This is a genomic window from Psychrobacter muriicola 2pS (assembly GCF_904846535.1).
GTDB lineage: Bacteria > Pseudomonadota > Gammaproteobacteria > Pseudomonadales > Moraxellaceae > Psychrobacter > Psychrobacter aquimaris.
The window spans coordinates 48932-63341 of the sequence record NZ_CAJHBC010000007.1 but is presented as its reverse complement, the minus strand read 5'-3'; the positions used below and the strand labels follow the sequence as shown (position 1 = coordinate 63341).

The 14410-nt window shown below is 41.3% G+C and carries 19 protein-coding genes and 1 pseudogene; 14 read left to right on the top strand and 6 right to left on the bottom strand.

Annotation, left to right across the window (positions count from 1 at the left end; translation table 11 throughout):
• The first annotated feature begins 8 nt into the window (after window positions 1–8).
• Together JMX93_RS10890 and JMX93_RS10885 are read left to right on the top strand one after the other, a co-directional pair.
• Window positions 9–437 carry a hypothetical protein gene (locus JMX93_RS10890; RefSeq protein ID WP_499204722.1) on the top strand — a complete coding sequence of 143 codons (429 nt, stop codon included), beginning with the start codon at window positions 9–11 and terminating at the stop codon, window positions 435–437.
• Complete coding sequence (locus JMX93_RS10885; protein WP_499204721.1) at window positions 430–1125, top strand: hypothetical protein; 696 nt, start codon at window positions 430–432, stop codon at window positions 1123–1125. The genes JMX93_RS10890 and JMX93_RS10885 overlap by 8 nt, the downstream gene beginning before the upstream one ends.
• Before the next feature lie 52 nt (window positions 1126–1177).
• Here the strand turns inward: JMX93_RS10885 and JMX93_RS10880 are convergent, their stop codons facing one another.
• From JMX93_RS10880 to JMX93_RS10870, 3 genes are all read right to left on the bottom strand, one after another.
• Complete coding sequence (locus tag JMX93_RS10880; protein ID WP_499204720.1) at window positions 1178–1354, bottom strand: YdcA family protein; 177 nt, start codon at window positions 1352–1354, stop codon at window positions 1178–1180.
• A gap of 87 nt (window positions 1355–1441) precedes the next feature.
• Window positions 1442–1687 (bottom strand): hypothetical protein, encoded by a 246-nt coding sequence (locus JMX93_RS10875; protein WP_443557222.1) that lies wholly within the window; start codon window positions 1685–1687, stop codon window positions 1442–1444.
• Between the two features lie 139 nt (window positions 1688–1826).
• Window positions 1827–2078, bottom strand: a complete 252-nt coding sequence (locus tag JMX93_RS10870) for a hypothetical protein (RefSeq protein WP_443557221.1) — start codon at window positions 2076–2078, stop codon at window positions 1827–1829.
• Between the two features lie 361 nt (window positions 2079–2439).
• Here JMX93_RS10870 and JMX93_RS10865 point away from each other — a divergent pair, with 361 nt between their 5' ends.
• The 12 genes and pseudogenes from JMX93_RS10865 to JMX93_RS10810 all read left to right on the top strand — a co-directional run bounded on the left by JMX93_RS10865 (window position 2440) and on the right by JMX93_RS10810 (window position 9424).
• On the top strand, window positions 2440–2718 hold the full coding sequence (locus JMX93_RS10865; RefSeq protein WP_499204719.1) for a hypothetical protein: 279 nt from the start codon (window positions 2440–2442) through the stop codon (window positions 2716–2718).
• On the top strand, window positions 2715–3383 hold the full coding sequence (locus JMX93_RS10860; RefSeq protein ID WP_499204718.1) for a hypothetical protein: 669 nt from the start codon (window positions 2715–2717) through the stop codon (window positions 3381–3383). Before JMX93_RS10865 ends, JMX93_RS10860 begins: the two co-directional genes overlap by 4 nt.
• Complete coding sequence (locus tag JMX93_RS10855; RefSeq protein ID WP_499204717.1) at window positions 3380–3556, top strand: hypothetical protein; 177 nt, start codon at window positions 3380–3382, stop codon at window positions 3554–3556. Before JMX93_RS10860 ends, JMX93_RS10855 begins: the two co-directional genes overlap by 4 nt.
• 1 nt (window position 3557) lies before the next feature.
• The gene (locus JMX93_RS10850; RefSeq protein ID WP_499204716.1) at window positions 3558–4571 is read left to right on the top strand and encodes a recombinase family protein; all 1014 of its coding nucleotides are present in this window, start codon (window positions 3558–3560) and stop codon (window positions 4569–4571) included.
• Window position 4572: 1 nt separating this feature from the next.
• Window positions 4573–5331 (top strand): exonuclease domain-containing protein, encoded by a 759-nt coding sequence (locus JMX93_RS10845; protein ID WP_499204715.1) that lies wholly within the window; start codon window positions 4573–4575, stop codon window positions 5329–5331.
• 2 nt (window positions 5332–5333) lie between these two features.
• Window positions 5334–5462 (top strand): hypothetical protein, encoded by a 129-nt coding sequence (locus tag JMX93_RS10840; RefSeq protein WP_499204714.1) that lies wholly within the window; start codon window positions 5334–5336, stop codon window positions 5460–5462.
• On the top strand, window positions 5446–5892 hold the full coding sequence (locus tag JMX93_RS10835; RefSeq protein ID WP_499204713.1) for a hypothetical protein: 447 nt from the start codon (window positions 5446–5448) through the stop codon (window positions 5890–5892). Before JMX93_RS10840 ends, JMX93_RS10835 begins: the two co-directional genes overlap by 17 nt.
• Window positions 5876–6526: a hypothetical protein gene (locus tag JMX93_RS10830; protein WP_499204712.1), complete on the top strand. Its 651-nt coding sequence runs from the start codon at window positions 5876–5878 to the stop codon at window positions 6524–6526. The genes JMX93_RS10835 and JMX93_RS10830 overlap by 17 nt, the downstream gene beginning before the upstream one ends.
• Entirely contained in the window at window positions 6519–6728 is a 210-nt protein-coding gene (locus JMX93_RS10825; protein WP_499204711.1) for a hypothetical protein, read from the top strand. Before JMX93_RS10830 ends, JMX93_RS10825 begins: the two co-directional genes overlap by 8 nt.
• On the top strand, window positions 6725–6919 hold the full coding sequence (locus tag JMX93_RS10820; protein ID WP_443557212.1) for a hypothetical protein: 195 nt from the start codon (window positions 6725–6727) through the stop codon (window positions 6917–6919). The genes JMX93_RS10825 and JMX93_RS10820 overlap by 4 nt, the downstream gene beginning before the upstream one ends.
• A 500-nt stretch (window positions 6920–7419) precedes the next feature.
• Window positions 7420–7641: pseudogene (locus tag JMX93_RS10815) on the top strand (hypothetical protein); the annotation flags it as partial.
• Between the two features lie 166 nt (window positions 7642–7807).
• A complete protein-coding gene (locus JMX93_RS10810) occupies window positions 7808–9424 on the top strand; it encodes an NAD(P)/FAD-dependent oxidoreductase (protein WP_499204710.1) in 1617 nt (538 codons plus the stop codon).
• Window positions 9425–9521: 97 nt separating this feature from the next.
• On the opposite strand, the gene lldD is transcribed toward JMX93_RS10810, so the two are convergent.
• From lldD to JMX93_RS10795, 3 genes are all read right to left on the bottom strand, one after another.
• A complete protein-coding gene (gene lldD / locus JMX93_RS10805; protein WP_443557210.1) occupies window positions 9522–10664 on the bottom strand; it encodes an FMN-dependent L-lactate dehydrogenase LldD in 1143 nt (380 codons plus the stop codon).
• 131 nt (window positions 10665–10795) lie between these two features.
• On the bottom strand, window positions 10796–12502 hold the full coding sequence (dld, locus tag JMX93_RS10800) for a D-lactate dehydrogenase (RefSeq protein WP_499204783.1): 1707 nt from the start codon (window positions 12500–12502) through the stop codon (window positions 10796–10798).
• 62 nt (window positions 12503–12564) lie between these two features.
• A complete protein-coding gene (locus JMX93_RS10795; RefSeq protein ID WP_193013499.1) occupies window positions 12565–14271 on the bottom strand; it encodes an L-lactate permease in 1707 nt (568 codons plus the stop codon).
• Window positions 14272–14410 lie beyond the last annotated feature (139 nt).

Below are 14410 nucleotides of genomic sequence, written 5' to 3'. Positions count from 1 at the left end.
GCGATACTATGAAATCCTCAAAAATAAAAGAAATCAAAATTCTGATTTCTGATAACCCTACTGTTGATAAAGATATGCAAGCTGTTTGCTTTGCAATTATCGACTATGTGTCTGTGGGCCCAGAAACAAAAAATCATTTAAACTTTGATGACTTATATCGCGTCAGCCCAGTAGCGGATGAAGACATATTCTATGATGCTGTCTTCTACCTTACTAGACCACCCATCAGTATACTAAGTCAGGAGTTTGAAGCCTTAGATCCTACTGAAGGCAGATATATAGAGGTGCCTGATAAACAAGAAATTATCGAAGATATGCGAAAAAGAGAGTACTACAATCCTCATACAGGGGATCAGCTAACGCTAGAAGACTTTGGTATCCAAGTTGTGACTTTTTTTAAGCCTTCTGAAAGATTTATGGGGATAACAAGTGCCTAAAAAACTTTCAAACGCAACTCTTTCTTCAGAAAAAATAAACGAAAAATCAATAATACCTCATGTTGATGACTATAATGATTTTGTAAATAAATTAAATCACGATATAGATCGTATTATTGATCAGTTTAGTAAAGCTAAGAACATATACTATCAGTCAATGGTTGGAGACAATCCTAAGAATGGAGAAAATTTAATCAATGTCTCCATTTGTAATAGTTTGGAATTGATTGGTTGGAAGGCGGAGCATGATCCCAACGTCAATGGGCATTGTGATATAGTTGTGACTTACCCTCACACAAATTATATGTGGATAGGTGAAGGTAAAATACGTCAAAATAAGAGTTACCATTATAAGGGGTTAAAGCAATTACTTCATAGATACTCTACGGGGGTAGATAACCAAACTGAAGGTGGATTGCTTATATATATCACCAAAACGTCTATAAACCAAAAAGATATAACAGATGGATGGAAAGACGACATAAGAGATCTAGATAGCCAACAGCTAGAAATAGAGGATCTTGGTGAAGATGAGATACCTATCTCTAAAGCAAAAAATTTCACGGATTGTTGGTCAAGTTTTGCTTTTTATAGTCATCATCAACATCCTTTATCAGGGCTTGACTATCGTGTGAGACACAGAACCATCGATTTCAGACATCAACCAAAAGACCAGTCTAAAAAATAAAAAACCGCCCTAAAATGGGGCGGTTTTTTATTGCCTGTTAACTAATCACAACCTACTCACTACAAACCTTCTTAGACTGGCTAATCTTGCCATTCTTACAAACGAACTTACCATTCTGGCAATGTGACACGCCGCCCATACTTTTAGAACAAGGATAGTTCTGAGCATTCGCCTGTACTACAGGCGCCATCATGAACAGAGATATTAGAAGTGCTGACCAAGTTTTCATAAGCAACCTTAGGGTTAGATGACGTAAGTTTAAAATATAGCACTGCCACCTATCATCAGCAACAAATATCTTACTTATGTTTATTATCTAAAATCCTGCCTCAGTATCTGTCAATGCTCTTATCTTAATTGGTACTGCACATGACCAAGCCATACCACCTGTACAATAAAACATGCCATCTTCGAAATATTCAATACGGGCTGTAAAGTCATTATTAGCTAGATTGGACATAGCCTCTTGATCAGAACTGTCGTCTACTGCACACCATATCTCTTGATGACCAGCTTCCAACATTGCACGAGTCAATTCACTACCTTTGAGCATTATATCCATACTAAACACCTCTAATATCTACTCTAGATTACATATTAGCACAACTATATTTGATTACGTAAATATAGTTATGAAATTTAGTTAGGTTATTATGAACCCGTGAAAACTCTATGATTCAAAGTAGCGGTAGCCCTACCCTCTATAAGCCAACCTCTTTTTGGGTCAGCTCAATCTTTCTAACCGGAATAGCGAATCGCCATGACTCACCTTCTCTGCAGACAAATTCACCATCATTGAAAGACGTAATATACACCAGTAAAGAATAGTCAGAGTTCTCAATGATAGTCATAGCATGCGCTTCACTATCATTACTAACAGCACACCAAATCTGTGTATCGCCATTCTCTAACATCTCTCTAGTTAAACTACTGCCTACTAATTTCGCGCTCATTTCTAGACCTTATATTTGATTAATCTCATATTCTACACTGTGCAGATACATTCATATGTATCAATTTAAATTTAAATTACAATATTTGTAAGTTTATTTAAACAATAAATCCAACCCGCCATTGAGCGGGGTTTTTTGTGCCTACAAAATAAGGTAAGTTTTCTTACTTTCCTTCTTGACATAAAAGGTAAGTTAAGTTACCTTATAAATATGGCGACGGGAAGACCTAGCCGAAACTACTTAACAACTTGGGATTAAACAACTACTGGATTAACGGTAGTACCAAATTTTAGACAATAAAAAAGCCCCTACCGACTCGACATCTAAAGGGGCTTTCACAAACTTAGCTAAGGAGCTAATTATGGCACAACATTTATTAAGACTCAACCAAATAAAGTCAGGCGGTGCACATATCGCTGCAGGACTGGCAGCAGGTATGTCGCTCGTAATAGTCGGCAACATCACTGGCTGCAATAGCTACCTACTCAATCAAGCGGAACAAGACGTAGCGACATCAACGCTGGAACCGCGCATCAACTCAATCGATAGCCCTGAGCTAATAGAGTTCAGAGAGCAGAACGCTTACGCCAATCAAAAACTCGCTGAAATGCGCTTATACGCTGCTGGAGGCAACCAATGAACTTACATATCAAATTAAATCTGAACTCAGTGCGCAAATATCCTGATGGTACGTTTGGCGCTCAGGTGATCACATCGGATGCAGATGACAACCAAGCATTCTACGCCTGCAAAGTTAAACGCACTGCTCCATTTGAAGTAGAGCTTGATCGCAGTAATGTTCATGAATTCATCGATAGCCGCTGGCAGACTGCCACTGTCAATGATGCGCTCGCTACGCAGCTGACAGGCTCAATGTGTAGGTTTGTATCGTCATATGCTCACCTATTTACTAAGGACGTTTCTGAAGGCAGAGACGGTAAACAGTTCGCAATGTGGGCTGATGCGGTTGTCGCTATCGCTGATAAAGGTGGCAAGCATAAGTTAAAAATAGGCGACAAAATATTTGAATCCAAAGATGCTATCTCTCTTTTAGGTAATGGTCAAAACGTTATTGAGTACCGCCTAATAGGAGACTCGCTACGTATTCTTAGCCTTAACTTAGCTGATGACCCTTACCTATTAAAACGCCTTCAAAAGCAGTTTTATGTTGCTAAAGAAAGGTATGAGCGTGTTAGGAACAGCAGACCAATCGGTGGTGGTTCTTGGGCAGACAATCAAAATGCGCGTAAAGAGTTCGGTAAGTCTCGTTACGACCATCGCGAACTGCAAAGGAGCCGCGCATGAGCTATCAACAGCAAGCGGGTTGGGAGTGGTCGCAGGAAGACGAGCGACTTTGGCACTCTGAAAACATGAATCTTGATCGTGACATAGCGATGTATGAGCATTTTGAAGCTCAACAAGCCAACGACAGATTACTAGCCGACTTTGACAGCATATTTATGACAGAAGGAGAATAGTATGAATAGCGACATACAAGTAAATGCGCAAATGAATGCGCCTGGTACCGGACTGTTTAACTTCAATAACTTTGGCGAAGTGGTAAGAGCAGCTGAGTTGTTGGCTAATTCAAACATCGTACCTGAGACTTATCGTTCTGTGGTAATAAAGTCATCAGGCTGGGGTGATAGTTATAAAGAAACACGCACTGAAAATCCTAATGCGGTCGCAAACTGCTTGATCGCACTAAATATGTCTAATCGTATGGGCGCTGATCCTTTGATGATTATGCAAAATCTTTATCTAATCGAAGGCCGCCCAGCATGGTCATCGACCTTTATTATTGCAGGTATTAACTCTTGTGGCCGATTCGGTACATTAAACTTTGAGTTTACCGATCTTGGCAACCGCGATATTCAGTATCAAGAAGCTACTGGTTACGGCAGAAACAAGCAGTACAACAACAAGACCGCCAATATCAACGAGTTTTCTTGCGTGGCTTGGGCGATAGACAAGGCCACAGGAAACAAGATTGAATCCTCCCCCATCACCTTAGAACTAGCCATTAAAGAAGGGTGGTATTTCAAGAAAGGCAGTAAGTGGCCAACCATGCCCCAGCAAATGGCAATGTATCGAGCTGCTGCCTTCTTTGGTCGAGTTTATGCACCAGAAGTCACGATGGGTATCTACACCAAAGATGAAGTTGAGGACTTTACAGAAGCTCGAGACGTAACCCCGCTTCAGCAGCAAAACAATCAGCCATCCGCTATATCGCAAGTAAGTCAAATGCAAACTAACGAGCCTGATATAGAGTACGTTGACGACGAGCAAGCTGAAATCCTAGCAAAGATGATTGTATGTATAACCAACCCAGAGTCTATCGCTAATATCAACAAAGCTATCCCAGACGTAAGGATGATAAAGGCGGTTGATTTTGATGCTTATCAAAATAAGCTTAAAAAAACTATAGACATGCAAGTCATTCAAGATGAGCAGGCAAGCTACGCTCAAGAGCAAGTAGAAGAAGGAGCTTGATGTGACCAATGCCAAGAATTCGAACAACTCTGAAACGATAGCTATCCCTGCGGTAGCTATTGATTTTGAGACCACTTGTGCAACTAGCGAAGCTCAAGCAACTGAGCTAGGGCTTTGTCCGGTCATTTTCTCTGCAAATGGAATACTAAACCCACGCATAGATGCTGTGGCTGTCAGATGCAAACCAGAACGTGATATTAGCTTTGGATCTATGGCCGTGACAGGTATATGTCCTGAAGACGTAGCAAACGAACCTAGTCACAGGTCAGCTTTGTTACCTTGGCTACCGAAAGGTCCTGCTTATATAGTCGGCCACAACGTCGACTATGATATTCAAGTAGCTAAAAACGCTGGTATCGATGTCAGTGAATATAAAGCTATCTGTACTTTAGCAATATCACGCGAATTATATCCTGACGCTCAGCATAGCCTAACCGCCATGCTTTATATGCTGGATTATGACTACGCTCGTCAGCATGCGCAGAACGCTCACAGTGCTGCACATGATGTCCGGTTCTGTATTCGTCTGCTCCGTATATTCTGTCGTGAGACTGGTATTACTGATATGCAGTCACTGTATGAATACAGCGAACAAGCACGCATACCTAAAGTGCTACCCATGGGCAAACATAAGGGCAAGTTAATTATAGATATGGCGAATCAACCCAAAGACCGTGAATATCTTGAATGGGTGATCGGAAACGTGGACAACGCTTATTTGGTTAAAGCATGCCAACAAGCACTTAAAGTTAAGGAATGATAATGACAACACCTACAGAAGAAGAAATGACCGCCCTAGCAGCTGAGCTGCTAGAAATTGATTTAGAATTGCCAATCGTGTGCGAGACGTGCGGCGCTGAGAAAAGGAATAACAATGAATCACTTATTTAATTACATTGCTCAAAGTCACCATACTCAAGAAAAGCTGATGGTCAATGAATGCGGGATGGGTATCTATATTGGCGTAAATTGCATACGAGAATTGCCATATGGCGAAATTGATGAGCAGATAACCAGTATTGTGGCACCACTATCTGAAATACCTGAGTTAATCCAAGCACTGAGCAAAGTTGCTAGTGGTTTTATCAAACCAAGCAAACAGTTACCAACTCACTTGCAAGACTGCATTGTCTGTCGATTGGTTGACGGTCAGTGCCGTGTGTACCAATCACAATATTATGCAGGGCAAGTAATTCAAGGCTTTGGCGATTTAGATGATGGCGAAAGCTTTTACGACGATGTGCTGTATTGGATGCCAATTAATATGACCGATATCTATGCGGATTTGGATAAGGAGAATAGTAGTGGAAAGCATAATTAATATCTTCGAGAAAGATATTGCCGATCACGAATTAGAAGTAATTGTTGATAGTGGCGTTAATCGAATACTTGAATTTAGAAATAAGAACGGCTCATCAAATCAGTTTTTTATCGTAATGCAGGCAAAAGGTCGCATTTGCTTTACTGGTGATATGGGTGAATTTGTTTTCACTAATCACGATGCAGATATGCTTGCTTGGTTCCATGGCAACATGAGTTTAAGTTACGTAGCTGAAAAATGCCGAACTGGTGGTACTCGTAAGTTTAACGAAGATTCAGCAAAAGAAAGCATCAAAATGATGGTTGATGATTTTTGCACGGATTATATATACGACTACTCTGAAAGCGGTTGTGATGATGAGGACGATGATAACTTTGAGGTCGCTTTAGCTAATTGGCAGCAATCTTTATATGACGAAGTGCTAGATGATTTGGATTTTGAAAGCGAAGAGGCTTTCTACCGAACTGCTTACAGCCTTTCTGTCAGGGTTGATGACAGCATGAAGTTTGAAATTGACGCTTGTGACGGTATTGGTTGTATGGAGTATACAGGTCACTTCAAATGGTGCGTAGCTGCAATGAACAAAGTGGCTGATTTGTATTTCAGCATGGATAAGGAGAATGATTGTGAGTGAGCTAGGCGAGGTTAAAACAATAAAAGGCGGTGAAGCGGAATGTATTAGCGGCACCAAAAATGGCGTTGCGCTTTACCAAAATTTTAATCAAGACGAAAACGCGCTTTACGTTATGCAAGGCGACATTCTACTTTTTGAAGTTGAAGCAAGACGTATTGAAGACAGTAAGTATGTTTTGGTAGATTACGAGGTGACATCATGACAGGCATTTACTACACCACTAGCGACATCAAGCAGATATTTTGCTTTAAGAGTGACACGGCTTTAAAAGCAAAAATTAGAGAAGGTTTTTTGCCTGAGGCTGATTTGGAAGGTCGGCCCAACAAGTGGCTTAAAGTCAAAATTGACGACATAGTTGAAAAGCTAAATGATTACGAGAAAGATGAAGCGTAACCGTGTTAGAATCCAAAAGTGGGATTCGAACTGGTATAAATTACTGAGCCAATTCAACGAATGGCGGTATTCATGACGGTATCGCCAATTATAATAATAAATAAAATCATATAAATCAATATTTTACGTTTACAGTTTGGAATCTGGTGGGCGCACCATCAATTATTATCATATGACCCCATAGCCTGTGGGGTTTTTTGATGCGCGGTCAATAGCTTTATTCTCCAATATTACCAAACGTTATTGCACAAAGCGCCTCTTACTTATGAAAGCTTTATCTTCAGCGACCACCTCGATCTATCACCTGACTAGCATTTATGTTGTCTGCACGGTGTATGACTGGATTACCTTCAGTAGCATTGAAATCCTTAATAGCTGAACTACCAAAACTAGGATTATCCGAATTTACATTATTTTCTATACGTTGAGCATCTATTTCTGCTGTGGAAGCTGCATTATTTGTTGTTACTTTAGGCTTTGCTGCTTGAGAATTAGTGACCTCTGATCTGGTGTATCACCAATACTATAAAACAAGATTTGTAGCGATCAACGATATCATTGGGTATACCGAGCTGTATTATAATGAGGAGCGATCAGCAAAGGACTGCTTTGCAGTGACGCAAGACAAGAGCTATGATCGTAGTGGGACTAGAATTGAAAAAGGTTTGGGTTATCTATTGCCAAGACAGATGTGGTCTGACTCTTACCATCAGGTTGCTTAATTAAAACCTCCCAAATGAATGTTTACAAGTTTGACGGCAAGGGTCATTTTCAAACGACAATACACATCCGTAAATTTACCATGCGTAAATAAAATATTTATTCGCTTATTTGTATCAGTACCAGTAAAATGCGAGACTGTTTTCTACACTAGTTTATGAGTAACCAATGATACGTTTAACTGAAATTAAATTGCCATTAAATCATGCACCTGAAGATCTAACGACTGCTATAACGACAAAACTTAAAATTTCTGCTGAGCAAATGGCGTCATTTGTGATGTTTAAACGTGGTTATGATGCTCGTAATAAAAGAAATATCCAATTAATTTATACGTTAGACATCACACTGACCGACTCGGATTTGACCAATGATTTACTGGTTCAATTTGAGTCAGACAACCATGTTAAGGCAACACCAAATACCAGCTACAAATACGTAGGTGAAGCGCCAGAGAACCTAACTGAACGCCCTGTTGTCATTGGTTTTGGACCTTGTGGTTTATTAGCAGGACTCACCCTTGCTCAAATGGGTTTTAAACCTATTATCATTGAACGCGGTAATGAAGTAAGACAACGCACCAAAGACACCTTTGGCTTTTGGCGTCAGCGTAAATTAAACACAGAATCAAACGTACAATTCGGTGAAGGCGGCGCAGGTACCTTTTCCGACGGCAAATTATATAGCCAAGTGAAAGATCCAAATCATTATGGCCGTAAAGTAATGACAGAATTTGTAAAAGCAGGCGCACCAAAGGAGATTTTATTTGTTAGTAAACCGCACATAGGTACTTATAAGTTAGTCAGCATGGTAGAAAAAATGCGTGCCGAGATTATAGAGCTTGGTGGTGAAATCCGTTTTGCTACTCGCGTAGACGACTTGCATATAACTGACTCAAAAGTAACTGGCGTGACACTTAATAGTGGCGAAACCTTAAAAACTAACCATGTTGTGCTTGCTGTTGGTCATAGCGCCCGAGATACTTTTGAAATGATCCATGATAAAGGGGTGTATGTTGAAGCAAAACCTTTCTCGATTGGCTTTAGGATTGAACATAAACAGTCAACTATAGATAAAGCACGCTTTGGCGACAATGCTGGAAACGAAATACTTGGCGCTGCGGATTACAAGCTTGTTCATCACTGTAAAAATGGTCGTTCTGTTTATAGCTTCTGTATGTGTCCAGGCGGAACCGTTGTTGCCGCAGCATCAGAAGAAGGCCGTGTTGTCACTAACGGCATGAGCCAATATTCAAGAAACGAACGTAATGCCAACAGTGCTATTGTTGTAGGCATCGACCCAGAGCGAGATTACCCAAACCACCCTCTTGCCGGTATCGACTTACAAAGACAACTAGAAACCTTAGCGTTTGAATTAGGCGGCAAAGACTACAGTGCACCAGCGCAAACCATTGGTGATTTCTTAAAAGGAAAACCAGACTCAGAATTAGGCGATGTTAACCCGTCTTACACACCGGGCATTACCTTAACCGACTTAAGTAAAGCACTACCCGATTTTGCCGTGGATGCCATACGTGAAGCCATTCCAGCGTTTAATAAAAAAATCCAAGGATTCTCATCTGACGACGGTTTACTAACTGGCGTAGAAACCAGAACATCGTCACCAATAAGTATTAAACGCAATAAAGAATTCCAAAGCATTAACACCAAAGGCTTATTCCCTGCAGGCGAAGGCGCTGGCTACGCAGGTGGCATATTATCAGCAGGGATTGATGGCATTAAAGTGGCCGAAGCTGTGGCGAAATCGATGCTGAAGATAGATTAAGAGCAGCTTTAGGCAAGCCACAATATTAAACCTCTTACCTAGATAAAAATATGCGAAGAATTGAGATTAATAAAATATTAATCTCAACAAGCTCGATTTAGTTATTTAATTTCACCAAACAATCTGAATTAATATCAGCAATGGATTGTGCGCCAGTTAGCGTCATCGCTACGCGTATTTCTTTATCCAGCAGTTCAAGCAAATTGGTTACCCCTGCACCACCAGCCGCTGCTAAGGCATATATAAATACTCGCCCTATCATGCAAACATCTGCACCTAAAGCCAGCATGCGCACAATATCCAATCCATTGCGTATGCCAGAGTCTGCTAGAATTTTAATTTGTCCTTTAACAGCATCGGCAATAGGAGGCAGAGCACGCGCACTTGATAAAACCCCGTCCAGCTGTCGTCCACCATGATTAGACACGACTATGCCATCTGCCCCAAAACGCACCGCATCTTTGGCGTCTTCTGTGTCTAAAATACCTTTGATAACCATAGGTCCATCCCAGTATTCACGAATCCAATCTAAATCTTTCCAAGAAATAGAAGGATCAAAATTATTGCCCAACCAGCCTATATAATCTTCCAATCCTGTTGGCTTGCCTAAATAAGTAGAGATATTACCAAGATCGTGCGGACGGCCGTGTATTCCTACATCCCACGCCCATTGCGGATGCATCACAGACTGTAAATAACGGCGCATAGCCGCATTTTTACCACTCATACCAGAATGTGCATCGCGGTAGCGTGCGCCTGGTACTGGCATATCCACCGTAAAGACCAGTGTCGAACACCCTGCGGCTTTGGCACGCTCCAAGGCATTTTTCATAAAGCCTCGGTCCTTTAATACATAAAGCTGAAACCACATAGGACGGTTGATTTTAGGGGCCACTTCCTCAATCGGACAAACTGAAACCGTCGACATGGTAAACGGAATGCCTTTTTGATCCGCTGCCATAGCTGCCTGTACTTCCCCGCGACGTGCATACATACCTGTCAAACCTACTGGTGATAAAGCTACGGGCATAGACAACGTTTCATTAAACAGCTGCGTTTCAAGGCTTAGCTGTGACATATCATTCAATACACGCTGCCTCAGGGAAATTTGTGATAGATCTTCGATATTTCGTTTTAAGGTATGTTCAGCATAGGCGCCGCCATCTATATAATGAAATAAAAATGGTGGCAGTCGGCGCTCGGCAGCGGCTCTGTAGTCGTTTGGAGATGAAATAATCATACGGTTACCCTTTTTATTCTGTTAGATATCTATGTGATTTTTCTAAATGTCTAGATTGTGCATAGCTCAGTACTAAACGATGGATACAACTGACTTATTTTTGAAGCAGCAAGTTTAGCCCACACTTGCTATTACACACAGCACGAGCAATTACGTTTAGTTTTCGACATTTTACCAATACCCGGATTAAACGTATTCGTTGGGTCTAGGCTTTTATAGAAGTTCTGTAAATCAGGTTCCGCTTCGTATAAGTGCCCGACATTATGCTCAGCAGGATACTTTGCCCCTCGCTCATTCAATAATGCTAGCATCATATTTTTGACATGCTTAGCATCACTGCCCTTTTTCAATATATAGTCTTGGTGAAACACATAACAAAAAAAGTGACCGTAATAGAGCTTCTTTTCTAAATGTTGTGCTATTTCTTCAGGTAGCGTTTCAAGCCAGTCTAACTCATTACGTGGTATGGCAATATCAAGCGCTAATATCTCCCCTACCTCTTTTTCATGTATGACTTCATACCTCAATGCGGCACCTGCTGCTGCAAAACGATTTAAAAAGGCGCTTTCTGACTCTTCCTCACTACATTCAAAATAGCTACCGGTTTTTGATGACGCAAAAAAAGTTTTCAAGAAATCTTGTGCTTCCTCTATGCCCTCATCACTCATTTTTAATATTAGGTGATGCTCATATTGGTCGCGGTACTTCAGCATTCGCTTCGGTAAATGCTTTGGAAATATATTGGCGATGAACTGCATGACTTTATCTGTGAAATGCTTTGGCATCCACGACCACTTATGGAACTTTGCGTCCATAGCGCCTTTGATAGAAAACAGTCTAGGTAAAGCATTTGTACCAAGGTGCTTAATACTCAGGAACGTGTCTTTACCGTATTTAGCGGATACATCAAATATATCGCGATGCATATATTCACCAACTTCAGGAATATTTTCAAAGCTCGATAATATCTGCCGTCGCAACTGTGCAAGCTCACTCACACTGTTACTGCCTATATAAAAGGTCTTCTCTCTTGCAGCGGTTGGATAAGTGTCAAGGCGTACGGCAAATACAGCAAGCTTGCCAGCACACCCACTTGCTTCATACAGTCTCCGCTTGTCAGCATTAAAACGACTTGGTGTACTTGCATTAACATCTTTTACTCTAGTGATGTACTCTTTATCAGATGCGAGCTTACCAGTGTCAGGTAGCTTTCTTTTATCAAAATTACCTGTTTGTAAGTTAGTGAGTATTTCTTCAGGGGTATTTCCTAACTCTACATCTAGATGATTGACTAGCACCAGCTGACCGTGTTTGTTTATTTGTGCAAACAACGCAAGCTCAGTGTAAGCAGGACCCCTTTTCACAAGAGCCCCACCTGAGTTATTAGAAACCCCACCAATAATGGACGCACCTAAAGTTGATGAACCAATGACTGAATGCGGCGCTCTATCTACGGCATTAAGTTGGCTTTGTAAATGGTGCAATGTAGCCCCAGGCAAGCTAATCACTTGCTCGTTGTCGTTCACCAAATACAACTGATTTATGGCAAGGGTATTGATAACAACCACGGGTCTATCGTAGTCATTACCGCTTGGCGTTGAGCCTTCAGTCAGTCCTGTTTTTGCCGCTTGCATGATGATGATGCAATCGCCTTCTACACACACTTCTAGGCTACGCCAAATCTCAAGCAATGTTTGCGGAAATAAAACGGCTAAGGCATTGCCGCCACCAGAGCGCCACCCCATTCTATAGTGCTCATTTTTCTCTGGATCAGCCTGTACATTACTGGCTCCTAATAAGTTGGTTAGTTTATCTAACACGTGATCAGGACTCAGCATGCCTTGAGAAGCTCGATTTGACGAAGAGATATGACGCTCCTTATCTTGTAATGGTGTGTCACTCATGATGCCAAGGGCCCTTGAAAACCAAAAATGTAAATTGCAGCCATGACGATGATGCCACAGAACAACACATAGTATATGGTGGGTAAAATAGTACGCCTAAGTGTGGCGCCCTCCATACCAAGTAGACCCACTGTGGCTGATGCAGCCACGACGTTATGTATGGCAATCATATTACCGGCTGCTGCACCAACGGCTTGAGCCGCAATGATCAGAGAAGGTGAAACATGTAAGCTCATGGCGGCTTCATACTGGAATTGACTGAACATCATATTAGATACGGTATTAGAGCCCGCGATAAAGGCACCTAACGCACCAATGGTAGCACTAATCAAGGGGAAAACATTGCCAAAAGTACCCGCAAATAACTCTGCACTTGCGACTGGCATACTCGCCACATCTGATAAGTTTACGCCTGAATTAATAAAAATCCTCACCATTGGAATTGTAAAGATAAGTACAAAACCTGCCCCTAACACGGTTTTACCTGATTCTTTAAAGGCATTGTTTAGTGCGCTGACGGGTTTTCTAGTTTGAAGAGCGGCAGCAACCAAAGCACTGATTAGTAACAAGCCGCCTGGTAAATATAAAGGACTAAAGCTGGCACTGATATCTGCCTCACCTAAAATCGAGTTTAGGTCTACTGTCGCACTGTTAAGCAAAGACTGAAAACCTGTAAATACTCTTGAAAATACCAGTAAGAGGGCAACCAGTAAATAAGGGAACCACGCCATAACGGTGGACATCTCTTTATCACTCAAGGTTGGCGTAATATCTTCTTTACTGACCACTAACTTACCAAGCCATTCACTTGGCCAGCTTTTTTGCGGTTCAAAATCCCATGTGGTTTTTGGTACTAAAAACCCTCTTTTAGCAGCATTAACAACGATAGTAATACTGACCAAACCACCGACCAGTGACGGAAACTCTGGTCCTAAAAAAACACCCGTCAATGTATAAGGAATCGTAAATGCCAAGCCTGCAAAAATAGCAAATGGCCAAATAGCGAAGCCTTCTCTCCAGCTTTTGTTTTTACCAAAAAAGCGAGTGAGCATCATCACCATAAAAAGTGGCATAAACGTACCAATGACACCATGCATGATAGCCACTTGACTGGTAATCAGTTGTAAAAAGTCGCCCCACTGTAGTCCTTCTTGTGCCAGTTGAGCGCTAATAGCCGCTTTATCTAACCCATTATTTACCCCAATAACGATAGGCGTACCGACCGCACCAAATGATACAGGCGTACTTTGTATCATCATTCCCATCAACACCGCACCCAGCGCTGGAAATCCTATCGCCACCAGCAAAGGCGCGGCAATAGCGGCAGCTGTACCAAAACCAGAGGCACCCTCAAGAAAGCAGCCAAAGCACCATGCAATAATGATGGCTTGCACACGCCTATCTGGCGATACATTGGTAAACCCAGCACGGATAACGGCGATTGCACCAGTATTTTTCAATGTATTCAGCAAAAAAATAGCACCAAAGACAATCCACAACACCGAGACAGTTATCACCAAACCCTGAATAATAGATGATGACACTCGGTTAAGCGTCATATCCCATATAAAAATGGCAAGCGCAGCGGTAACAGCTAAAATGATTGGCATTGTTTTTTTGGCCGACCATTGCAAGCCTATAAGAAAAATACCACAGAGAACGATTGGCAGTAATGCCAACAGCCCATATATTGTTTGATTCAAAATTACATCCTTTTGATTGTGTGATCTTCCTTGAGTAAAGCCATTTAAATATTTATTTTTATGACTCAGTTTTTCATGAATCAATGACGACTAGAACATGTTGAACATTCACAGATAAGTACTGCTAATCAATATTAAT

What these genes read in the sequence shown, in the direction of transcription:
- JMX93_RS10890 (WP_499204722.1), top strand. Translation starts at nt 9, where the DNA reads ATGAAATCCTCAAAAATAAAAGAAATCAAAATTCTGATTTCTGATAAC.
- JMX93_RS10880 (WP_499204720.1), bottom strand. Translation starts at nt 1,354, where the DNA reads ATGAAAACTTGGTCAGCACTTCTAATATCTCTGTTCATGATGGCGCCT.
- JMX93_RS10875 (WP_443557222.1), bottom strand. Translation starts at nt 1,687, where the DNA reads ATGGATATAATGCTCAAAGGTAGTGAATTGACTCGTGCAATGTTGGAA.
- JMX93_RS10870 (WP_443557221.1), bottom strand. Translation starts at nt 2,078, where the DNA reads ATGAGCGCGAAATTAGTAGGCAGTAGTTTAACTAGAGAGATGTTAGAG.
- JMX93_RS10865 (WP_499204719.1), top strand. Translation starts at nt 2,440, where the DNA reads ATGGCACAACATTTATTAAGACTCAACCAAATAAAGTCAGGCGGTGCA.
- JMX93_RS10860 (WP_499204718.1), top strand. Translation starts at nt 2,715, where the DNA reads ATGAACTTACATATCAAATTAAATCTGAACTCAGTGCGCAAATATCCT.
- JMX93_RS10855 (WP_499204717.1), top strand. Translation starts at nt 3,380, where the DNA reads ATGAGCTATCAACAGCAAGCGGGTTGGGAGTGGTCGCAGGAAGACGAG.
- JMX93_RS10850 (WP_499204716.1), top strand. Translation starts at nt 3,558, where the DNA reads ATGAATAGCGACATACAAGTAAATGCGCAAATGAATGCGCCTGGTACC.
- JMX93_RS10840 (WP_499204714.1), top strand. Translation starts at nt 5,334, where the DNA reads ATGACAACACCTACAGAAGAAGAAATGACCGCCCTAGCAGCTGAGCTG.
- JMX93_RS10835 (WP_499204713.1), top strand. Translation starts at nt 5,446, where the DNA reads ATGAATCACTTATTTAATTACATTGCTCAAAGTCACCATACTCAAGAA.
- JMX93_RS10820 (WP_443557212.1), top strand. Translation starts at nt 6,725, where the DNA reads ATGACAGGCATTTACTACACCACTAGCGACATCAAGCAGATATTTTGC.
- JMX93_RS10810 (WP_499204710.1), top strand. Translation starts at nt 7,808, where the DNA reads ATGATACGTTTAACTGAAATTAAATTGCCATTAAATCATGCACCTGAA.
- lldD (WP_443557210.1), bottom strand. Translation starts at nt 10,664, where the DNA reads ATGATTATTTCATCTCCAAACGACTACAGAGCCGCTGCCGAGCGCCGA.
- dld (WP_499204783.1), bottom strand. Translation starts at nt 12,502, where the DNA reads ATGCTGAGTCCTGATCACGTGTTAGATAAACTAACCAACTTATTAGGA.